The following is a 21,015-nucleotide window of genomic DNA, read 5'->3' as shown; positions in this document are numbered from 1 at the left end:
TCAGTACTATAGTCCCGGGGGCATGAGTTAGTTATGCCGAATGAATACTTAGGGGATTTCTTCAACACATCTGATGAAGCATGCGCTTGTGCCGGTGCCCAAGGTCGGTTCTGTTTCACCAGGACTAAAGTCGAATGTGAAATAGTTGATGTCAAGGAAGCAATATTTTTTGTTCTTATTCGTCGGATTCGTCGGTATGGTGCGTACCCAATATATCGCACCCGGACGGCGGTATACGTCAAGGAACAATGGTCGGTAGCCTAACTCATCTTTCTTCTTGTATTCTTCATTTCGCCATGCGTATTGCAGGCGTCCTGCGCCAAGTTGAGTTTCTCCATACCATGCATGTTCAGTCCTCCTTTGTCCGTAACCGGTAGCACCGATGGGAAAGAACAGATTGTTGCCATTTTCTGTGTTGAATACGAAACAGCCTCTCATACCGCGATTGGATTCAGGATAACCTCTACCACCATTCTCTATGCGGTAATATTCATATACATCTTCAATGCTTTCCATTGTTTCAGTAGCACCGTCACCATAAAGAACTCCGTAGGCGAACTCTCGGTTGGTAGCATCTCGAAGGTTTTCGTAATCCTCTATGGTGGCTACCCTGACGTTAGTTTCGGTATTATTGTCGTAGCCGATCACATTTTTGACCTTGGTATCGGCGAAGCTGACAGGAGTATTAATATCAGTGCTCTCTTGGGATGTTATATCGGACCATTTCTTATCATTACCTCCTGCGAGAGCAAGAGTATTATCCCCCACAGGTGCTTGAAATCCATAGGTCTTGTTGTTGGATGCAAGGATGGCATCATTCCAGTTTCCGAAGCGGAACATGGAGCCCTCTTCAAGCGGAGAGAGGGTCTCCTCTGTCGCGCTGTACATGTTGCATGTGTGCCATTTGATATTTGCATCATTAAGAGCTATGGGGGCATAGCCCTGACGTACCAGTATACGGTGCTTGCAGGTGTAGTTGTTGTATTCCACGAGCACGATTGCGCATCTCACTTCTTCTTTGGATGTGCATGTGCCATTGAAATCAATGTGGAAATCCATCATGGTGAAGTCTTTGCCCTGAAGCCATCCGTTTTTGAAGTTTTCGCCGTTGGATGGACGGAGCGAGATCAGTCCGGTTGGATTGGTCTCCACTTTAGCTCTCCACGGACCGTCGGACTCGTAGCCTGTGAAACTGGTTGCATATTCGCTTTCAAGAATCTTCATCTGCACATGGAATGATTCGCTGTTGTTCCAGCTGCGCCATACACCTTTGGGATTTACACAGCGTCGCACCTGATATATGGTTACGGTCTGGGACTTTTCAGAACCGTCGTCACCGGTGACAGGCTTATTGGTTGTATTGTCGTACAATGTCAGTTTGACTTTTGCGGAACGACGGTATGCCTCATATGGATTGTTTCCCGTGTATCCTGATGTGGGTACCATCTGCTTTGCGCGCGAATAGAACGGCACGTTTACCACAATGCCTTTATCGTTCTGGTCAACTGTATACCCTCCCACTTCATCGTTGGGATACTCGCCTTTACTGAGATTCCGGTAGATGCGGACTCCTCGGCTTTGGGGATCTCCGTCGATGGTTGCGAGGACCTTGTTATATTCATTCTTATTCCATAGGGCATCATTAGTGTGATGCAGGCCGTCACCGATTATTTTTTCTTTGGTATCTGTGAGAGAGAGAAATCCGTGCCAAGGTCCGTCATTATGTACAGTCCCTTTCCAATATACATTGTCGTCAGTGTCGGGATGCCAGTTGTTCTCGATGATTTCAGCCTTGAGATAGACGTTGCTGAAATCGGTGCCTTTAAGGCGTATGGGCAGCACAGCTTCCTGGTCGTAGAGATATGAGATGTAGTAGGGGTCAGGAGCGATCAGATCAACTTCCTCCTCATATTCGATGTGCCAGTCCACGTCGTTGGCATAGCCGTTGAAGCAGAGAGTGAGTTTGAAATGGTGGTTGCGGTCGGCATCATAGTCCTTTATCACATCCTTTCCGAGCATGAAGCGGTATATGATGTCGCCATTGCTCGGGCGGTCGCTGTAGCGTGCGTCATAGTGGGCGTGGACTTCAATGTAGGAACCGTATTTTACGTCGTCCTTTGCTATGTATCCGGGATCGCCGGGGAGACCCGGAGCGTCGAGGGAACCATCCTTGTCATGATCCTGACGCTTGTCCTTGATGTCGGGGTTGTCGGTTTCGTTACCCTGCATGTTTTCGTAGAAAAACAGTGCGGGCACCGTTTCTCCATGGGGATTTTCAGCAGGATATTTAGGGTGACCGAGGTTGATCACCGGCCATTCCTCATAGTTGGTGGCATCGGCGGATGCATTGGGGTAGTAGATTATCTCACCCTGCTTCACCTGGTCATCAGCATCGGGCGTGTTTTTCTTGCCCAGGGGGCAGGATATGGGTATATCCTTTATTTCTACCGATTTGAGATATATTCGCACGCCGTTGACAAGTCTGGAGCCGTCGAAGGCGACTGTGACCTTTGAGGCGGCACGGCGCAGCCAGCAATGCAGCTGCGTGTTGCCGACTACAGCAACAGCCGGGGCTGTGAAATTACGGTCGGCGGTATTGTCCTTGGTGAAATACCCGAGCATCTGATTGTTGGTGTTGCTGTCGATGGCGTAAAGGTCGCCTTCACCTTTGTCGATCCAGTTCAGGCGGATGGATTTGAGTCCGTCCACAGTCTTGCACTGCTCACCAAGATCAGGATCGCGGGTGATATCACCCATGTTGGCAACGGCAAACATCTGGTATTTGCCGTTGGGTATCTTGAAAGTCAGTCGGGCTGAGGGGGTAGTGCCCTCCGCGCTTGTGCCGTTGTCGCCGTCAGGACGTCCGGAGTTGCCCTCCTTGTCGATCGAGAATGAGTCGAAATTGTGGGAGCCGTTCTCGGCATCGGCATAATAATGGTGCTTAAGTTCGGAGCCGTCGGCACTGTAGACGAGGACACAGAGATTGCTTATCTGTTTCACTGCGTTGCCGGCTGACCTGCTGCCTCCAAGGCTGGACTTTGCCAAGTCCTTGAATATGATTGTGCTGCTCACGGTAGCATCGCCTTCGACAATGCCTTGGTTGTCAAGCAGTATCTCGTCGGTACAGCTTGCCACGGCAGAGGCAAGTGTAAAGATGAGAATGTATTTTATGAGTCTGTCAATCATTTTAATACTATCTTACTGTTCGTACGTCAAGTCCGAAGTCAGGGTTAAGAATTATTTCGGTATAGGGTATAAGCTTGACATCACATGTTATACCGGCTTTGCCGAGTGTTATATTCACTTTCACGTGAGTGTTGCGCGGCAGGATGGGAAGGTTGTCAAGCTCTTTGGGGGTGAATGTATAGGGATCGGTGTAAATCACCTTTCCATCCTTGTCGGTGCTTTTCGACGCTACTGTGATGGCTACGGAATATGGTTTGTCATATCCGCTTTCACAGAAGTACATAGGCTTATACCAGGTGTAGGTCTTTTCGGGAGTGGTACCGTCGAGCCCATCAAGCTCCACATTATTGACGGTGAAATCGTAGGTGCTGTGGGTTGTGTCGGCAGGCACTTTGTATTCGGTTATGAAGCGTCCCGGAATATCCGCATCAGGATCGGCAGGGAAATTCGATATTGACGGCTTTCCTTTCTCGGGTGAGTACTTCGTGTCGCGTGGCAGTAGATACTGCTTGTCGGCAAGGCGGTTGAAGCTTATTTTCGACAGGGCGAGTCCGGCTCCGTCGAGAGCTTTCACAGTGAATGTGAACTTGACTCCGGCGCGGGTGAGGAACAGAGGCGAGAGTGTCTGGTTGTAGTCCTCAGGGTTCTGTGGCATCTTTATGTCGATGTCGCTCCACACTTCGCTCATGGGTATGTAACGTTTCTCGGTCCCGGTGTTGTCGATGAGCAGTCCGTCGGTGGCTTGTATGGTAAGGTCGGCTATCTCCGAGGTGGGGAATCTGGAATTGACTTTCAGATTGTCGAAGTTGTAGTCGATGCTCTGCTCATTTGCGAAGAGATATATTCTCTTCTTTTCGCCACCTCTCACCTTGAATTTCATATAGTCGTAGCGCACATCTCCGTCTTCACTGAGGGTGAACACTTTGTTGTGCTCCACGGTCTCATCGTCCTGATGGAGGATTATGACACGGAGAGTGCGTATCTTCTCGTACTTCGAGTCCACACCTTCGAAGAAGTTGTCCTTGTCGGGGATGGTGACTACACTTGAGCGTGATGAGTTGTCGGCAGCATCGTGGACCACAACCGAGAAGCTGAGGTTGACAATGGGACCGTCCTCCGCGGGCATGGTTGCCTGGGTGATATTGTCATCGCTTGAGCACGATGCCAATATCATCCCTGCAATGAGTCCTGTGAGAGATATGTGTCCTAATAGTTTGGTCATCATAATTCAGTGTCGTTGATACGTACCACCCAGTCGTTTATGACTATCTGGGTGTTTATCCAGGTATTGCCTTCGTCAAGGAAGAATACCATTTTCCACCGGCTTTCACGGTCGAGGAACTCCTGAGATTCCATGTCGGCAAACTCCTGGCTCTTGAGCATTAGGAGGTAGTTGACAAGGGGTATCGACACCACCTGCCTGCCGTCGGAGGCGCGGCATATGGTGAGGCGCGGCTCTGCTCCGTGAATGAAGCGCGATGTGCTGAACTCGGCATAGGCTGCCTGCACGTCGCTGCCGTCGAATCCGTTGATTCCGGCGAGCACATTGCCTGTCGCCCATGGATTATAGGTGGTGATACCTGTGCTTACAACATCGTTGGCATGGTCGAGGCGGGTGTTGTCGGCTGTGAGGGTGTAGGTGAAGTCCTCATGGTTGACAGGGCGTCCGCTGAGATGCTGGAGCACGATGCGGAGATTGTTGGTGTCCTTCATCATTTCCACTGTTGCCTCGGTGTAGTCGTCGCTCGCCTCGGGAATGGTGATGTTGAGGTTGCCGTAGAAGAGGTCGTGGAGTTTGGTGCCATTGGGCTGAGTGATGCTCTCAGGCTTTAGAAACACGTTGATGTCCTGCATCTTCGTTCCGGTCGATGGTACGGTGCTGTAGGCAAAAGAGCTTTGTGTGCAGGCCATGCCTCCGTAGGCTATGAGGTTGTATTCCCCTGCCGGGAGGTCGAGTGTCATGCGCCAGTTCTCGTCGGAGAGCAGGTCGCGGGCAGTTTCGGTGCGTGTTGCCACATAGTTCCCGTCTTTGTCGTACACATGGAGTGTCAGGCAGTCGACCTGAGAGTAGAATGCGTTGGCAAACTCCATGTTGTAGTCATAGACGAAACGCAGCCTGAGCCCTTCGGGGCATGGATCCAGATCGTTGTAGATTATGGAGTCGCATGCGGTGAAGGCAATCCCCTGCACGGCTGCTATTGCCGTGCAGATGATTGATTTGATGATATTTCGTCCGAACAGTTTCATTGCTGTTGTTTAGAATTCTATGTTGTTGATGCGTACTACCCATGGGAGGGTCTCAGTCTCGACGGTGATGTATACGTTGTTTACTTCATCGTCGGTGTCGGGGGTGGGGTTCTCGGGATCGTTTTCAGAGATGCGCGGATGTCCGAGACGGCTGAGCTTGGTGACAGCGATCTTGTAGACATTGTTGCGGACCACAGCGAATTCCATCGGACCCATCACGCCGTTGTTTCTGTTGTCGTTGTGACGGTTCCAGTAGTAATAGTAGCAGTAGTAGCCCCATCCGAACTTGTTGTCGTTGCTGCGCTGATAGATGGTGATGTCAGCTCCGGTGACAGCAGCCTTGAAGGCGTCCTTTATATCTCCGTTGGCAGGCTTTCCGGCGTTGTTCCAGTCATTCCATGCCTTGTCGGCGCATTTGTCATTGTATGTTACTTCCGTGTCGATAGCTGTCTCGAAATTGGTGGCGTTTTTGTCGGTCACAATATTGTAGTCGGTCACATTGCCGTTGGCATCTTTGCTGACAATCTGGAATCTAAGAGTGCCGAAACCGCCTTCTCCGAACACGGCCTTGAACAGGCCTGTGCTGCGTGTGATTTCTGTGGGCTGCCAGTTGTCGGTGCCTTCAATCTTCTTGAATCCGGGAATCGCCTCCTTGATGGCTGCTTTGAAGATGTTGTGCCAGCTCACATAGAGGTTGTTGGCGAAGCTGTAGAGGATTGGTGCTGTTTCGTGGTCGCCAAGGCCGGCTCCGTTGTCGTTGAGGATGGTTGCGAGGGTCCTTAGTGCCTCGTCAGTGCTGCTTTCAAGAGCTTTTGGAGCAGACATTTTACCTTTGAACACGATTCCGGTCGAGACGCCGTTCTTCTGGTCGGATATTCCGGCGATGGTGTTTTCGGTGGCATATCGCCATATGTGGTAGTCACCCTTGTTGCCGGGTTTGTTCCACTCTTGGTCATTGTCCTGTTCGCCGTTGATCACCTCTGCGCATATGGATGTGCCCCAGTTGTCCGTTCCGTCACCTGTATTGTCGATGCTTCCGTCGGGGTTGAAGAGCGGATATTCAAGTCCTTCGCTGAAATTGTAGGTGTTGGATGAGGAGATGTTGGCGAAGGCTGCGAGGGCTTCTTCTTTCCATGTGTAGTTACCGTCGACCACATAGTTGCCGTAAGGTTCTACTATAGTGCCGTTCTGGAATACCCATGGCAGCTCAGGCTTGCATATCTCACTGTTGACGGGACGGCCGTCGCCTGACACATGGCGGAGTGCGTAGAACGTCTTGTTCATGTTTACAAACGCCATTTTCTGAAGAGTCACGTTGACAATCGGGTCCTTTGTAGCCCAGTCAGTGACTACCTCATATGTGAAGTCGCCGATACCGTTGAGGGTGGCATCGTTTTTGCCGTCGACAGAACCGTCGCGGAAGTCAAAGCGTGCTGCAACTCGCTCCACGCGTATAGCCTGATTGTTGTCAATGTTAAGGTCAGGATTGTTGCCTGAGAGATTGAATGGTTTGTCCTCGGAGGTATAGTAGTTCCAGTCCTGAATTGTTCTCGGAAGCTCGCAGGTGCTTATGGTGCTGTTGCTCATAAGGAATCCGTTCTTGTTCCATATGGCTGTCTTGGAGGTGTGGTTCAGCACAGAGTTGATCCACTCGGTCGATCCCAGTTCTGGTTTGACTGTTTTTGTGTCATTGCCGAAAAGGATGTCTCTAAGTTCCTGGGTGGGATTACAGAACACAAATATGTTGGCTTTTACCTGCTGATTGCCCGGCAGTTTCTGATAGTACTCGCTGAGCTGTGACTGTGAGAAGCTTGACGATGCTGTGTAGCGGGTCTTGTCGTCGCTTGCATGTAGATTGTTGCTTTTGATCTCTGCTGCTGTGATATATCCGTTGTTGGTTGCATCGGCTATCACTACGATGGCATTGGAGATCATGTTTTCATAGTCCTTGCCTATCTCTACACCGTCGTTGCTGGTGCTTCCGTTATTGTTGTCAGGATCGGTGGTCTCGCTGCGAGATCCTTTTGCGGAAGGAAGGTCGATGGAGAGTGTGAACTGAACGCTTTGTCCGTTGTCGGGATTTTCCGGCTGGTAGGGTACGTCACCTGTGAGCTTGTCGTCGGAACAGGAGCACATGGCTATAGCAGCTGCACTGACGAAAAGTGTGAGTAGTTTGTTCATATCTTATGTGATGTTTAGTTACTATTATTAAGGGTCGATGTTTATTTCTTGGTCAGTGGCACTGTTACTGTTACTGCACTGTGGTTCTGAATGTCGGATATCTTGTCGAGATAGGTCTGTGCCTGAGGTATGCCGGCTTCGCGTGCTTTCTCGAACAGGCTGCGAGCCTCGCGGTAGTCGGCACGACGGGCTGCAAGTACCCCTCTGGCAAAGGTGGCGTGGGGGGTGTTGCCTGCCTTGAGAAGATGGCTCTGCGCCTTGTCGTACTCGCCGCGCCGCATCTCGATATTGGCAGCGTTAAGGTTGCATCCCTGGTCGTCGGGATAGATCTCCACAGCTTTCTCGAACACGTCGCAGTATTCGCGGCTCCCTACCGGATAGCTCTGTGCGAGGGTGTAGAAGTCGATGGCACGCAGGCGTGTTGGGTCGCTGCTGTAGGCGGCACGTATCTCATCGATAGTGGTGTATGTGCGTATCGAGTAGGTGACTGTGTAGTCGGAATGGCGCAGCCATGGGTATATCTCTTTGAGTATGACAGCATAATCCTCAGGGTAGTAGGTGCGGAGCGCGTGGTCGCGTGCATCGTACTCAAGTGTGCCGTCGATTATCGCGAGCAGTCCCTGGCGGTTGGCGAGTGCCGGGGTTACGGAGTCGGCTACCCAGGTGCGCAGTCCTGCCCAGTCCTCAGGCTCGAAGGATGAGGTGATGGTGGTGTCGGGGAATGAGTAGAGGTCGCGCACGTAGCGGCGGAGGGTCTCGGTACGTCCGGTGGCGAGGCGCACGTTATTGAGGTAGGGGCCTTCGGGTGATGCGAAGCCTTTGATGTGGACGTGCGTGATGGTCGCGTCCTTGTCCTTGCGCACGAAGTCGATGGAGTTGATGATCTTTGCAAGCTCCTGGCGGTTGATCATGTAGTCGGGCTTAAGCTCAGTGCGGTTGACTACAAATGTCACGAATGCCGAGCCTTCGATCTTCTTGACTACCGGTCCGGCATCGACCGGCGGTGTGAACACGAAGTCACCTTCGACTGCCGGGCGGCTGGTGTCGATGACAGCGAGCTCCACATTGCCGTGACGCGAAGGTCCGGGGTAGGGTATGGGGTCGTCACAGCATGTGGCGGATTCCTGGCGCATCTCGATGGTGGAGCGGTTCATCCAGGGTTGGAAGTCAATGAGCTCCTTGTACTGTGCGTGCTCCTTGGAGCCTGCGCGGTACACTTTGGTGCCGGGGGCATCGAACTCGGGGTTTCTCATGTGCCAGTAGTAGCGGTTGCGTCCGGCTACTATTATGGGGCTGAGTTCGAGGCTGTCGGCTCCGTTTTCGCTGATAATCATGGGGGTGAACACCATTTCGCGGTCGCGCGACAGGTGCATGTCAGCCATGTTGAGATCGATTGTGATGGCGATCGAACGTGACGACTCGTCCACACGAGCCGCCATGTCGTAGACCTTCAGCGGGGTGTAGGCTTGTGAGGCGTTGATCGCTGTCTCCCCGGCATAGGCAGTCAGCCCCATTGCGAGGAGCATGAGTGATGAAATGAAATGATTACGTTTCATAAGCTGTAAAGTTTCTTGCCCGGGAGGCTGTCAGAATGTGTATATAAGATTGATTGCTGCCTTGGTGGGACCGAAGTAGTTGTGTTGCTGGTTGGTGCGTGTCTTTTTGCCGCAATGTGCACACGGGTATACGTCATACCATGTGTGGACCCATCCTATGCCTATTTCGGCTTCGATGTTCCATCGCTTGTCGAGTATCCATGAATAGCCGTAGGCGATGCCTGCTCCTGCCATCCATCCCTGGTGACGCTCGTCGGAGAGTTTGGAGAAGTCGGTGCCCAGAAACTTGATGTCGTTGTCAAGGTTACCGAAATTGTACTGTCCACCCAGGATGTGTGCACCCACGAAATGACCTGCGAACCGCTGGCAGAACCAATAGCGGCCTTCAGGCATGAGCATCCAGTGCTTCCAGTAGTGGTCGTTGACAGCCCAAGCGTTAAGCTCGGCGGTACCTTCAATGGTCCATTTAGGCGCGATGCCGAATTCGGCACTTACCGTTGGGGTAAGCACAATGTCCTTGAGCAGATCGGTCTTGATTGCTACATCCTGCCCTCTGGCTTCCACCAAGCCAATTAGGCTCAGTAGGATTACTGATAATAGATATTTTAGTTTCATAGCATATGGTGACACTATTTTGCTGTATAAATATAACAAGCGTTGATATGGATTGTATGATTGAGATCTATGTTAATCGTTGTGGATGAGGAGACCTGTGCGGTTAGAACTAAATTTCAGAGAGAGCTATGTGACTGATGGTTAGACCCGGCTTACATGTGTAATGTTGCAGCAGGGTGAGGGCCGGTCGAGCGGGGAGCGAGTCGCAGAGGTTGTGTCCGGTACTTTGGGTACGGATATGACAAACTGCACGGTCAGACTGCGCTTCTGTGGTTGAAGCGGCTATCTGCCGTGTGTCAGGTGAGCTGATGTTTATGTAGGATGTGTAACTTTTTGGAAATGAAGTGTTTAGCGAATTGGGGGGGGGTGATTTTTACTCCTGCAACCGCAATTAGCCTTATACAGTCTATGTCAAGATAGGTTTTCATTTCAACTGTTTTGGTGAACGATAGGTTCAGTAAACGAAGATATAATCTTAAGGTTAGAATGTCAATACCCCCAGTAGAGTTAAGTTAAAAAATGATTGGATATGCAGGGGTAAATATCAGAGAAACCAGATTGTTGTGTCCCGATGTTTTAAGGTCTGAACACGTTGATATACCATTATGCAAAATTACAGTTTTTTTTCTTTTCGGCAAATTAGATTAAGTATGATTAGCGTTTTTTAACATACTGGCATTGAGTACAGTTCTGACGTTGGATTCTGGTGACTGCCGGATGGTTCAGGCATTATGTCAGGAGAGGCGGAATGTGAGCCGGTGCAGGGGGGTGGTGCCGATCTCGGCTATTGCGGCACGATGGTCGGCGGTGGGGTATCCCTTGTTGACTTCCCATCTGTAGCCTGGGTGCTGTATTGCAGCCCGGCGCATCCATTCGTCGCGGTGGGTCTTGGCGAGTATCGATGCGGCGGCGATATTGGCGTACTTGCCGTCGCCTTTGACTATGGTGACGTGGGGGATGTCGCGATAAGGTTTGAACCGGTTGCCGTCAACGGCTATCTGTCCCGGCTGCACGCCCAGTGAGTCGAGGGCACGATGCATGGCAAGGATGGATGCGTTGAGGATGTTGATGTCGTCGATCTCTTCGTTTGTTGCCCATCCCACACCCCATGCCAGGGCGTCGCGCTCTATGATAGGCCGGAGCTGCTCGCGCTGATGCTCGGTGAGTTTCTTGGAGTCGTTGAGCAGGGGATTGGTGTAGCCATCGGGAAGTATAACCGCAGCAGCGCACACCGGACCTGCGAGGCAGCCGCGCCCGGCTTCGTCGCATCCGGCTTCGAGGATGAATGCCGTGGTGGCTGTCGGGAGGATTTCGGGTGGGCGTTTCATTTTGCCCTGTGTCTCACGCTTCATCGACAAAACCGTATCCGAGACCCGACTTGTTGACGAGATGTCGGGAGTAGGTTGAAAGTTTCTTGCGCAGGCGCGATATGTTCACGTCTACCAGGCGCGGGTTGTTGAGCTCTTCGCCAGGCCATGCGGCGGCTAATATCTCTTCGCGCTTGAACATCCTGTTGCGAGAGCGCAGCAGGAGTGTGAGTATGGAGAATTCAGTGGGTGATAGCGATACGGACTCTCCGTCGATGAGTAGTCCGTGGGAATCGACATTGAGTATGAGGGTTCGGTACTCTATGGTGCGCATATTGGATGCGGGAGCCATGTTGCGGTGGCGGCGTAGCACCGATCGCACTCGTGCAAGCATCTCTCGCAGGGAGAAAGGTCGTATTATATAGTCGTCGGCTCCGGCGTTGAGCCCTTTTATAATGTCGTTCTCATTGTCGCGTACAGTGCAGAATATCAGGGGGACGGTCGAGGTCATTGGGTCGTCCTTGACTCGTTCGAGAAGTTCGAAGCCATCAATCTCGCCGGGGAGTTCCACTTCTGATATGATAAGGGAGTAGCGGTCCAGATGCAGCACAAGAGCCTCTAAAGCAGATTCTACGGTTTCTACCGTGTATCCTTCGCTTCTAAGGTTGTCGGCAAGCAGCGATTTTATGTATGCGTCGCTGTCAATTATCAATATTAGAGGTGAATGAGTCTGTTGCAAGATGTTAGAACCTTTATGTTTAATGCAAAATTACGAGATATTGTAAAAATATCCTACATCTGTAACAAAATTGTATAAATTTTGAATCGGAATTGTAATTGCATGTGCTCCGTATCCTAAAATGATGGATAAAATTTTATGCGGTTTCAGGGATTATGCCTATCTTTGTTCCTATCAACAACTATAAAAAAGTTTATGGAGACAAAATATAAACGTGTCCTTCTCAAGCTCAGCGGCGAGTCGCTTATGGGGGAGCAGGGCCATGGCATCGACACAGTGCGCCTCGGGCAGTATGCCGCCCAGATAGCCGAGATAGTCGGCATGGGTGTTGAGGTGGGTATCGTGATAGGTGGCGGTAATATATTCCGCGGTCTCTCCGGAGCCGCAAAGGGCTTTGACCGGGTTAAGGGTGACCAGATGGGGATGCTTGCCACGGTGATCAACTCGCTCGCTCTTTCGTCAGCGTTGGAAAGCATAGGACAGCCGGCACGAGTGCTCACGGCAATAAATATGTATCCGATAGGTGAGCAGTACTCCAACCGTCGTGCCATCGAGGCTATCGAGGGTGGCGAGGTTGCCATTATGGCTGGAGGCACCGGGAATCCTTTCTTCACCACCGATACCGGGAGCGCGCTCCGCGGCATCGAGATCGGTGCCGATGTGATGCTCAAGGGCACGCGTGTGGACGGTGTCTACACTGCCGATCCGGAGAAGGACCCCACAGCGGTGAAGTTTGACGAGATATCCTATGATGAGGTGCTCGCACGCGGGCTGAAAGTGATGGATGTCACTGCCACTGCTATGTGCAGGGAGAACGGTCTGCCTATAGTTGTGTTCGATATGGATACCCCCGGCAATCTTCTCAAGGTCATAGCCGGAGAGAACATAGGCACAAGAGTGTATTAAATTGTAAACCATCAAAATATAGCATGACAATGGAACCTTCCGATTATCTGAACCCGGCAGAGGAGAAAATGGAACTCGCCGTGGCTTATCTCGACGAGTCTCTTGCCCACATCCGTGCCGGCAAGGCGAATCCTAAAATCCTTGACGGAATACGAGTGGAGTATTACGGCTCTGCCATGCCCATCTCTCAGGTGGCAAATGTGTCTGTCCCCGATGCCCGCACCATCACTATCACCCCTTGGGAGAAAGCGATGTTCAAGGAGATCGAAAAGGCTATAATCAACTCGGAGCTCGGCATCACGCCTGAGAATAATGGCGAGGTGATACGTCTGAGCATCCCGCCTCTCACAGAGGAACGCCGCAAGGCTCTGGTAAAGCAGTCGAAGGCTGAGGCTGAGACCGCCAAGGTGTCGGTGCGTAACGCTCGCCGTGATGCAATAGAGGGTCTGAAGAAGGCTGTGAAGCAGGGCATGAGCGAGGATGTGGAGAAGGACGCGGAGGCGCAGGCTCAGAAGCTCCATGACCGTTTCCTCAAGAAGATTGACGATCTCTTCGCCGCAAAGGAGAAGGAGATTCTGACTGTGTAGATACAGGATAGAACGTAGAAACCGAATACAGGGATCGTATGGACTGTCAGGACAATTGGCAGCTTGGTATAATCCCTGTATTCGGTTTCTGCTTTCTATTCTGTTTTGGGAGGTTTATGTGTGATATGTCACACTTCCACCTGAGGAGGTGACGTTAAGTGTGACCGTAGATGAGCATATCATGGGGATGTTGTGGCTCACATGGCCAATGGGCGCTCCGAAGGCTACGGGGTAGCTGTAGGGGCTCACCATCCGGGCTATCATATCCTCCATGGTGTCGTCGTTGCGCGATGGGTCATAGTCAGTGAACCGTCCCACTATCAGCCCGGCAAGATTGGCGAGAGAGCCGTTGAGCCTGAGGTTATAGAGTATGCGTTCCACCTTATATATAGGCTCGGCTATGTCCTCGATGAAGAGGATATTGCCTGGCTTTATTACGTCAAAGGGGGTGGATATGAGTCCGGCTATGACGGCAAGGTTGCCTCCGGTGAGGATGGCTGTGGCTGTGCCGCAGCGGTTGTGGGGATTGCTTGGAAGCCGCACATCCTGATGCTCTCCGCGGAGTATCGAGAACAGCCGCCGGGAATCGTCGTCGCGACCTGAGTTTTCGGCAAGATGCTTGCACATCGGGGCGTGGATCGAGCGGATTCCATGTTTTGTCATGAGGGCATGGAGTGCTGATATGTCGGAGTAGCCGGCTATCCATTTGGGGTCGTCGCGCAGTGGCAGCTTGTCAAGACGCTCAAGCAGATGTACTGCTCCGTATCCTCCTCGGGCGCATATTATGGCGCGTGTGGCAGGGTCGAGCAGGGCTGATTCAAGATCGGAATAACGGTCGTCGTCGGAGCCTGCGTATGTGCCCCGACGGTCGAAAGTGTGTTCGCCAACGTAGGTGGTCCATCCTTGCCCTACGATTACAGGGACTGCGTCATGAACAGTCTGCGGTTTAATGATGCCGGACGGGGCGACTATGGCAACCCTGTCGCCATGCTTGAGGGGAGCCGGGGTCAGTATTTCCATAAATTAAGTTATCAGAGTTGGAGTGCTTCAGGGGGATAGCCGGAGGTTTCCTGAATGATTTTTTGGGGGGTACAGGTCTATGCCACCTGCACTGGTATTCCGGTCTCGGATGTGATGCGTCGGGCGATGGCATTGAGCTCATCATGGGATACTTTCTCAAGATGTTCTGCCGGGGTGGTGCGGTCAATGGAGTAGATCATCACTTCGCGTGGGTTTATGCGCCGGTAGGCTTCGATGAGAGCGGTCACTTCCCGGGGGGTGGTGTTGTCGATGGGATTGCCGTCATGTTCACCACGCAGGAACATAGTCTGGATTATGCAGTCCTTGCCGAACTTTTCCAATTCGCCGATCACTTTGTCTGCCGTAAAGTTTGATAGGGTAGGGCGGTCGATAAGGCGTATGGTATCGGTTATGGCTGAATCGAGCTTAAGTATATTGTTGTCGACTTTCATTAGAGCCTCGCGTACTTCCCGGCGGTCGATGCGTGTGGAGTTGCTGAGCACGCTTACTTTTGCATCTGGGTAGTACCTGTCGCGGATGTGCAGGGTGTCGTCGATTATATTGTGAAAGTCGGGGTGCACGGTCGGTTCGCCGTTGCCGGAGAATGTTATCACATCGAGAGGCTGGTCGGCTGCTTTCATGGCGGAGAGGCGTGATTCGAGCAGGCGAGCCACGGTCTCGCGTGGCGGGAGTCCTGTGGTGCCAGTCCCCTGGGCGTTGAACCCCGCCTCGCAATACAGGCAGTCGAATGTGCATATCTTGCCGTCGTCGGGGGTGAGGTTTACCCCTAACGATACCCCGAGCCGGCGTGAATGTATAGGCCCGAAGATTGTGGAGTGAAAGAGTACGGTCTGCATTTGAGAAGTGTTTCTACAAAGGTAATAATTTTAAAGAGGAAATAAGTTTGGATATTGGAATATTTTTCCCATATTTGCAATATGAACCGTCTTGGAGCGGTTTGTGCACTTAACCTTTCAAAGCTACCAGCATGAAACTTGCTCAGAATTTTTACGACATTTTTTATGCCACGACTCAGAAATATCATGAGACTGACGACGTGGATGCTATCGTTGCTAATCCCTATGAGAAGGGTACGATCGAGCATACGATGTTTGCCAAGAATTGGATTGATGCAGTGCAGTGGCATCTCGAAGATATCATACGTGATCCGAATATCGACCCTGTGGCTGCCCTTGCGCTTAAGCGTCGTATCGACCGCTCTAACCAGGACCGCACCGATATGGTAGAGGAGATCGACACTTATTTCCGTGAGAAGTATTCGGACGTGACCCCACGCCCGGATGCCACTATCAATACCGAGTCGCCGGCTTGGGCTCTTGACCGCCTGTCAATTCTCGCGCTTAAGATTTTCCATATGGCTGCCGAGGTCAGCCGCGCTGACGCTTCGCCGGAACATAAGGAGAAATGTGAGGCGAAGCTCAATATACTGTTGCAGCAGCAGGCGGATCTTACCACTGCGATCGACACTCTGCTTGATGATATCGCCGCGGGCATAAAATATATGAAGGTGTACCGCCAGATGAAGATGTATAATGATCCGGCGACTAATCCTGTGTTGTATAAAAAATAGTCGAAATATTTTTTCAAGGATTGTGACTGCCTCGCCGGTGTGAAATTTTTTGACCGGTAATTGTGGGGTAGGGTAGGGGACAAGTCTCCGTCATTGACGCATTGAACTTGAAAAGACAACCGTTTTTCAGTGAGAAATTTCGTCCTGTCCCACACATCGGGGGCGGATATGCAAATCTCAGAGGGTGAAATTTGCCATAATAAACTATATTTCAGTTTATTATGGCAAAATTTTTGTGTATCTAAAACATACTGAATAAAAATTTTTATCCGCACTCTACTTCAGCTCTCCAAATTTTCACTAACTTTGTGGTATGAACGACATTCAATGGCTCACTGACGGACCGATGCCAATGCCCGCGATCGACACTTCCGCTCTTGCAGGGTGGATCACTGAGGTTGCGCGCAGGCACGACCGCATAGTCGGACCGTTGACCTATATTTTTTGTAACGACGAGAAGATTCTCGAAGTCAACCGTCAGTTTCTTCAGCACGATTACTATACTGACATCATCACCTTTGACTATTCGCGTGGACGCATGATAAGCGGAGACATGTTCATATCGCTCGACACCGTGGCTACAAATGCCGAGAAGGTGTCAGCCACTTATGATGCCGAGTTGCTCAGGGTGATCATACATGGGGTGCTTCATTTGTGCGGTATCAACGACAAGGGCCCCGGTGAACGAGAAATAATGGAGAGGCATGAAAACGATGCCCTCTCATTGCTATAGATCCATTTTATAATATGACATTCACATTTGATGTGATAGTGATCGGAGCCGGCCATGCCGGGTGCGAGGCTGCTCATGCTTCCGCCAAGCTCGGGGCGCGTACGCTTCTCATCACTATCGATATGAATAAGATTGCGCAGATGAGCTGCAATCCTGCCGTTGGTGGTATAGCCAAGGGGCAGATAGTGCGTGAGATTGATGCTTTGGGCGGGATGATGGGTGTGATCACTGACCGTTCTGCCATACAGTTCCGCATGCTTAACCGGTCGAAGGGTCCGGCTATGTGGAGTCCGCGTGCACAAAGCGACCGCATGGCTTTCTCACGCTTATGGCGCGAAGTGCTTGAGAATACCCCGGGTCTTAACATGTGGCAGGATTCTGTCACTGAACTTGTGATCGAGCATGGTGCCGTGACTGGTGTAAGGACAGCTCTCGGGGTCACATTCTCAGCCAAGTCTGTGGTACTTACAGCGGGGACATTCCTTAATGGTCTTATGCATATTGGTCCGGTCAAAGTGGAGGGCGGACGTGTTGCCGAGCCGTCATCCTATGGCATCACAGAGCAGTTGCGTGGACTCGGGTTTGTGACCGATCGTATGAAGACCGGTACCCCTGTGCGCATCGACGGACGTTCGGTTGACTGGTCCAAGACGATCCTTCAGGAAGGAGATGATGATTTCCATAAATTCTCATATCTGCCGGGTGTGTCACGTGAACTTCAGCAGCGACCGTGCCACACTGTATACACCAATGCTGAAACTCACGAGATATTGCGCCGCGGACTTCCTGAATCTCCGCTTTTCAATGGGCAGATACAGAGTATAGGTCCCCGCTACTGTCCGAGCATCGAGACCAAGATTGTGACGTTTGCCGACAAGAATGAACATCAGCTGTTCCTTGAGCCGGAGGGGGAGAACACCACCGAATATTATCTCAACGGATTCTCTTCATCCCTTCCCATAAACATTCAGTTTGAGGCTCTGGAGACTATTCCCGCGCTGCGAGATGTGATGCTTTTCCGTCCCGGATATGCTATAGAATATGACTTCTTCGACCCGACTCAGTTGCATCACACTTTGGAGACAAAGATGGTGAAAGGACTGTTTTTTGCCGGGCAGGTCAATGGCACCACAGGTTACGAAGAGGCAGCGGGTCAGGGTCTCGTTGCCGGAATCAATGCCGCCATAAGTGTGAAGGGTGGAGAGCCATTCACTCTTGCGCGTGATGAGGCATACATAGGAGTGCTCATTGATGACCTTGTGACAAAGGGGGTCGACGAACCTTACCGCATGTTCACATCAAGGGCGGAATACCGTATACTCTTGCGTCAGGATGATGCGGACATGCGTCTCACTCCGCGTGGACATGATATAGGTCTTGCTTCCCGGGAGCGTTATGAAGCCATGCTTTCGAAGCGGGAGCAGCGTGACGCTTTGATAGATTTCTGCCGTGGTTTTTCGGTCAAGGCATCCTTGATTAATCCCTGGCTTGAACAGATAGGGGAACAGCCGTTGAAGCAGGGAGTAAAACTGGAGGACCTTGTGCTCCGTCCCGGTCTTGACATCGAACGGCTCGTGGTGGCTATAGATCCTTTGGCTCTGTTCATCGCCGAACACATTGAGGAGGCTCGTCGTGACGAGATCATTGAGGCAGCCGAGATCCTCATGAAGTATCAGGGTTATATAAAGCGGGAGCAGCTGAATGCCGACAAGCTTCACCGCCTTGAGAACCTGAAGCTCCGCGGCAAGATTGATTACGCATCCGTGAAATCCCTGTCGACGGAGGCGCGTCAGAAACTTATCCGTATTGATCCGGAGACTGTGGCGCAGGCCTCAAGGATACCTGGTATATCTCCGGCTGATGTCAATATACTGCTGTTGTTGTTAGGCAGATAGCGGATCATTGTTCCACGTGGAACAAATCGGCTTTTCTGTGACTTGTTTACTCATGTTTTAACTGATCAAACATAATATTTTCAAACTATGGAATATCTGAAATCTCACATTCGTGATGTGTATGACTTCCCTCAGAAGGGTGTCATATTCCGTGATCTCACAACTCTGTTCAAGGACCCTCGCGGACTTCATATCATTGGTTGGGACCTTTCTCAGCTTTATCGCGACAAAGGCGTTACTAAAGTGGTGGGAATCGAGTCCAGAGGATTCATCGGCGGTTCTATCCTTGCCTTTGAACTCGGTGCCGGATTTGTGCCTGTACGTAAGCCCGGAAAGCTTCCTGCCGACACTATCAAGGCATCCTATGACAAGGAATACGGAAAGGACATAATCGAGATCCACCGCGATGCCATCACGCCTGACGATGTGGTGGTGATACATGACGACGTTCTCGCCACAGGGGGCACTATGGCTGCCGCCTATGAGCTCGTGAAGCAGATGAATCCTAAGAAGATTTACATCAACTTCATTGTGGAGCTGTCAGCCCTTAACGGCCGGGCGAATCTTCCGGCTGAAGCTGAAGTGTCATCCCTGTTGGTATATTGATAAGAAATGCCTAAGCATCGTAAGTCAGCCGCCCTTGAGGAGAAGATATCCATCCTCCCCGACACCCCCGGAGTGTATATGTACTATGACTCCGAGGGGACGGTGATTTACGTAGGCAAAGCTAAGAATCTCAAGAGGCGCGTCAGCTCCTATTTCAACCGCACCCATGACTCCCTTCGCACCAATCTGCTTGTGCGTGCTATAGCTGATATGAGCTATATTGTGGTGCCTACGGAGCAGGACGCGCTCAATCTTGAGGCTTCTATGATAAAGGAGCATCAGCCGCGCTATAATGTGCTCCTTAAGGATGACAAGTCATATCCATGGATAGTGGTGACAAACGAGCCTTTCCCCAGAGTGTTCATGACCCGCCAGCGCATCAAGGACGGGTCAAAGTATTATGGACCCTATACCGACGCCGGGTCGGCGCGGGCCACACTCGACCTTGTGAGGCATCTCTATCGCATACGCTCGTGCCGTCATCTCATCACTCCCGATTATGTAAAGGCCGGCAAGGGGAGATTGTGTCTCGACTACCATCTAAAACGATGCGGCGGGTGCTGCACCGGACTTGTCTCGTCGGAGGAATATTGCTCGGATATAGACCGGGTCCGTGCCATACTCCGTGGCGATGTCTCAGAGCTTCTCGACTATCTGCGGGGAGAGATGGAGAAATTGTCGTCAGAGCTTCGTTTCGAGGAGGCGCAGGTGCTAAAGGAGCAGTATGATCTCATCAGGCGTTATCAGGCAAAGAGTGTCATAGTGTCGCAGACTATAGGGGATGTGGATGTGTTTGGCGTACATGACGAGGACGATGAGGCATATATAAATTACATGCATATACGTCATGGAGCCGTGGTGAAATCGGTGACACTTGAGTATCGACGCCGTCTTGACGAGACGGTGCCCCAGCTTCTGGCTTATGCCATGGCGGAGATATCCGAGACTCTCGGTGTGGTTTATGACGAGGTGGTGGTGGCGGAAATGCCCGACTGCGAGATGCCCGATGTCAGGTTCAGTATCCCCAGGCGTGGCGATAAGGCGAAACTGCTGGAGGTTTCGCAGAAGAACGCCAGGCAGCATCGTGTAGATAAGGTCAAGACCATTGAGAAGCGCGATCCCTCGGCACGTACTGACCGTATACTTGAACGTATGCGCACAGACTTCCGCCTTTCCGAACTTCCGCGTCATATCGAATGCTTTGACAACTCCAATATCCAGGGGACGAATCCTGTCGCCTCCTGTGTGGTGTTCAAGGATGCCAAGCCATCAAAGAAGGACTATCGTCATTTCAATATCCGTACAGTGGAAGGGCCCGACGATTTCGCTTCGATGAAAGAGGTGCTGACTCGCCGTTACTCACGTCTGGTCAATGAAGGTCAGCCTCTCCCTCAATTGATAGTTGTGGATGGCGGCAAGGGGCAGCTTTCCGCTGCCGTGGAGGCTCTTGACGACATGGGGCTTCGTGGCACCATCGCTGTGGTGGGAATTGCCAAGAGGCTTGAGGAGATCTATTTCCCCGGTGACAGCATACCGCTGTATATTGACAAGAACAGCGAAAGTCTGCGTGTGGTGCAGCAGCTTCGCGACGAGGCCCACCGCTTCGGCATCACACATCACCGCAACCGTCGCAGCAAGGGTCAGGCTGTGTCAGAACTCGACAGTATAAAAGGTGTCGGCGAGAAGACCCGCACCGCCCTTCTCTCACGCTTCAGGAGTGTCAAGCGTCTGCGTGAGGCAGATCTTGACGCAATAGCTGAGGTGGTGGGTCCCGCCAAGGCATCGGTGGTCTATGCAGCCTTGCATTCCTGACGATATTATCGCATCTTTTCAGCATTCCGGAGTC

At 51.5% G+C, this 21,015-nt stretch carries 17 protein-coding genes; 7 read left to right on the top strand and 10 right to left on the bottom strand.

Annotated elements, in window-relative coordinates; all coding sequences use genetic code 11:
* Window positions 1-48: 48 nt before the first annotated feature.
* From EZ315_RS05015 to EZ315_RS04980, 8 genes are all read right to left on the bottom strand, one after another.
* Window positions 49-3,186, bottom strand: coding sequence for a DUF4906 domain-containing protein (locus EZ315_RS05015; protein ID WP_135471106.1), 3,138 nt, complete (start codon window positions 3,184-3,186; stop codon window positions 49-51).
* A 7-nt stretch (window positions 3,187-3,193) separates the two neighbouring features.
* Window positions 3,194-4,411, bottom strand: a complete 1,218-nt coding sequence (locus EZ315_RS05010) for a fimbrial protein (protein ID WP_135471105.1) — start codon at window positions 4,409-4,411, stop codon at window positions 3,194-3,196.
* Complete coding sequence (locus EZ315_RS05005; RefSeq protein ID WP_135471104.1) at window positions 4,408-5,433, bottom strand: FimB/Mfa2 family fimbrial subunit; 1,026 nt, start codon at window positions 5,431-5,433, stop codon at window positions 4,408-4,410. Before EZ315_RS05005 ends, EZ315_RS05010 begins: the two co-directional genes overlap by 4 nt.
* A gap of 9 nt (window positions 5,434-5,442) precedes the next feature.
* Window positions 5,443-7,614, bottom strand: a complete 2,172-nt coding sequence (locus EZ315_RS05000) for an Mfa1 family fimbria major subunit (protein ID WP_170957469.1) — start codon at window positions 7,612-7,614, stop codon at window positions 5,443-5,445.
* A 41-nt stretch (window positions 7,615-7,655) separates the two neighbouring features.
* Window positions 7,656-9,170: a DUF3868 domain-containing protein gene (locus tag EZ315_RS04995; protein WP_135471103.1), complete on the bottom strand. Its 1,515-nt coding sequence runs from the start codon at window positions 9,168-9,170 to the stop codon at window positions 7,656-7,658.
* 30 nt (window positions 9,171-9,200) lie between these two features.
* Window positions 9,201-9,785 (bottom strand): DUF3575 domain-containing protein, encoded by a 585-nt coding sequence (locus EZ315_RS04990; protein WP_135471102.1) that lies wholly within the window; start codon window positions 9,783-9,785, stop codon window positions 9,201-9,203.
* Window positions 9,786-10,519: 734 nt separating this feature from the next.
* Window positions 10,520-11,113, bottom strand: coding sequence for a ribonuclease HII (locus EZ315_RS04985; protein WP_135471912.1), 594 nt, complete (start codon window positions 11,111-11,113; stop codon window positions 10,520-10,522).
* A gap of 13 nt (window positions 11,114-11,126) precedes the next feature.
* On the bottom strand, window positions 11,127-11,831 hold the full coding sequence (locus tag EZ315_RS04980; RefSeq protein ID WP_135471101.1) for a response regulator transcription factor: 705 nt from the start codon (window positions 11,829-11,831) through the stop codon (window positions 11,127-11,129).
* A gap of 195 nt (window positions 11,832-12,026) precedes the next feature.
* On the opposite strand from EZ315_RS04980, the gene pyrH reads away from it, so the two are divergent.
* Complete coding sequence (pyrH, locus tag EZ315_RS04975; protein ID WP_135471100.1) at window positions 12,027-12,737, top strand: UMP kinase; 711 nt, start codon at window positions 12,027-12,029, stop codon at window positions 12,735-12,737.
* A 29-nt stretch (window positions 12,738-12,766) separates the two neighbouring features.
* Window positions 12,767-13,324: a ribosome recycling factor gene (gene frr, locus EZ315_RS04970; RefSeq protein ID WP_135471099.1), complete on the top strand. Its 558-nt coding sequence runs from the start codon at window positions 12,767-12,769 to the stop codon at window positions 13,322-13,324.
* Window positions 13,325-13,438: 114 nt separating this feature from the next.
* On the opposite strand, the gene EZ315_RS04965 is transcribed toward frr, so the two are convergent.
* Both EZ315_RS04965 and EZ315_RS04960 read right to left on the bottom strand, forming a co-directional pair.
* Window positions 13,439-14,344, bottom strand: a complete 906-nt coding sequence (locus EZ315_RS04965) for a S66 peptidase family protein (protein ID WP_135471098.1) — start codon at window positions 14,342-14,344, stop codon at window positions 13,439-13,441.
* A 77-nt stretch (window positions 14,345-14,421) separates the two neighbouring features.
* On the bottom strand, window positions 14,422-15,201 hold the full coding sequence (locus tag EZ315_RS04960; protein WP_135471097.1) for a radical SAM protein: 780 nt from the start codon (window positions 15,199-15,201) through the stop codon (window positions 14,422-14,424).
* A 131-nt stretch (window positions 15,202-15,332) separates the two neighbouring features.
* On the opposite strand from EZ315_RS04960, the gene EZ315_RS04955 reads away from it, so the two are divergent.
* The 5 genes from EZ315_RS04955 (at window position 15,333) to uvrC (ending at window position 20,981) form a co-directional block, all read left to right on the top strand.
* The gene (locus EZ315_RS04955; protein ID WP_135471096.1) at window positions 15,333-15,935 is read left to right on the top strand and encodes a DUF4254 domain-containing protein; all 603 of its coding nucleotides are present in this window, start codon (window positions 15,333-15,335) and stop codon (window positions 15,933-15,935) included.
* 313 nt (window positions 15,936-16,248) lie between these two features.
* On the top strand, window positions 16,249-16,668 hold the full coding sequence (ybeY, locus tag EZ315_RS04950; RefSeq protein ID WP_135471095.1) for an rRNA maturation RNase YbeY: 420 nt from the start codon (window positions 16,249-16,251) through the stop codon (window positions 16,666-16,668).
* Between the two features lie 14 nt (window positions 16,669-16,682).
* Entirely contained in the window at window positions 16,683-18,563 is a 1,881-nt protein-coding gene (gene mnmG / locus EZ315_RS04945) for a tRNA uridine-5-carboxymethylaminomethyl(34) synthesis enzyme MnmG (protein WP_135471094.1), read from the top strand.
* A gap of 87 nt (window positions 18,564-18,650) precedes the next feature.
* Window positions 18,651-19,169, top strand: coding sequence for an adenine phosphoribosyltransferase (locus EZ315_RS04940; RefSeq protein WP_135471093.1), 519 nt, complete (start codon window positions 18,651-18,653; stop codon window positions 19,167-19,169).
* A 6-nt stretch (window positions 19,170-19,175) separates the two neighbouring features.
* Window positions 19,176-20,981, top strand: a complete 1,806-nt coding sequence (uvrC, locus tag EZ315_RS04935) for an excinuclease ABC subunit UvrC (RefSeq protein ID WP_135471092.1) — start codon at window positions 19,176-19,178, stop codon at window positions 20,979-20,981.
* The last annotated feature ends 34 nt before the right edge of the window (window positions 20,982-21,015 follow it).

The organism is Duncaniella freteri, from assembly GCF_004766125.1.
Taxonomy (GTDB): Bacteria; Bacteroidota; Bacteroidia; order Bacteroidales; family Muribaculaceae; genus Duncaniella; species Duncaniella freteri.
This window is presented reverse-complemented; position numbering and strand designations above follow the sequence as displayed.

What these genes read in the sequence shown, in the direction of transcription:
- EZ315_RS04985 (WP_135471912.1), bottom strand. Translation starts at nt 11,113, where the DNA reads ATGAAACGCCCACCCGAAATCCTCCCGACAGCCACCACGGCATTCATC.
- EZ315_RS05005 (WP_135471104.1), bottom strand. Translation starts at nt 5,433, where the DNA reads ATGAAACTGTTCGGACGAAATATCATCAAATCAATCATCTGCACGGCA.
- EZ315_RS04960 (WP_135471097.1), bottom strand. Translation starts at nt 15,201, where the DNA reads ATGCAGACCGTACTCTTTCACTCCACAATCTTCGGGCCTATACATTCA.
- uvrC (WP_135471092.1), top strand. Translation starts at nt 19,176, where the DNA reads ATGCCTAAGCATCGTAAGTCAGCCGCCCTTGAGGAGAAGATATCCATC.
- ybeY (WP_135471095.1), top strand. Translation starts at nt 16,249, where the DNA reads ATGAACGACATTCAATGGCTCACTGACGGACCGATGCCAATGCCCGCG.
- EZ315_RS04940 (WP_135471093.1), top strand. Translation starts at nt 18,651, where the DNA reads ATGGAATATCTGAAATCTCACATTCGTGATGTGTATGACTTCCCTCAG.
- mnmG (WP_135471094.1), top strand. Translation starts at nt 16,683, where the DNA reads ATGACATTCACATTTGATGTGATAGTGATCGGAGCCGGCCATGCCGGG.
- pyrH (WP_135471100.1), top strand. Translation starts at nt 12,027, where the DNA reads ATGGAGACAAAATATAAACGTGTCCTTCTCAAGCTCAGCGGCGAGTCG.
- frr (WP_135471099.1), top strand. Translation starts at nt 12,767, where the DNA reads ATGGAACCTTCCGATTATCTGAACCCGGCAGAGGAGAAAATGGAACTC.
- EZ315_RS05000 (WP_170957469.1), bottom strand. Translation starts at nt 7,614, where the DNA reads ATGAACAAACTACTCACACTTTTCGTCAGTGCAGCTGCTATAGCCATG.
- EZ315_RS04965 (WP_135471098.1), bottom strand. Translation starts at nt 14,344, where the DNA reads ATGGAAATACTGACCCCGGCTCCCCTCAAGCATGGCGACAGGGTTGCC.
- EZ315_RS04990 (WP_135471102.1), bottom strand. Translation starts at nt 9,785, where the DNA reads ATGAAACTAAAATATCTATTATCAGTAATCCTACTGAGCCTAATTGGC.
- EZ315_RS04955 (WP_135471096.1), top strand. Translation starts at nt 15,333, where the DNA reads ATGAAACTTGCTCAGAATTTTTACGACATTTTTTATGCCACGACTCAG.
- EZ315_RS04995 (WP_135471103.1), bottom strand. Translation starts at nt 9,170, where the DNA reads ATGAAACGTAATCATTTCATTTCATCACTCATGCTCCTCGCAATGGGG.
- EZ315_RS05010 (WP_135471105.1), bottom strand. Translation starts at nt 4,411, where the DNA reads ATGATGACCAAACTATTAGGACACATATCTCTCACAGGACTCATTGCA.
- EZ315_RS05015 (WP_135471106.1), bottom strand. Translation starts at nt 3,186, where the DNA reads ATGATTGACAGACTCATAAAATACATTCTCATCTTTACACTTGCCTCT.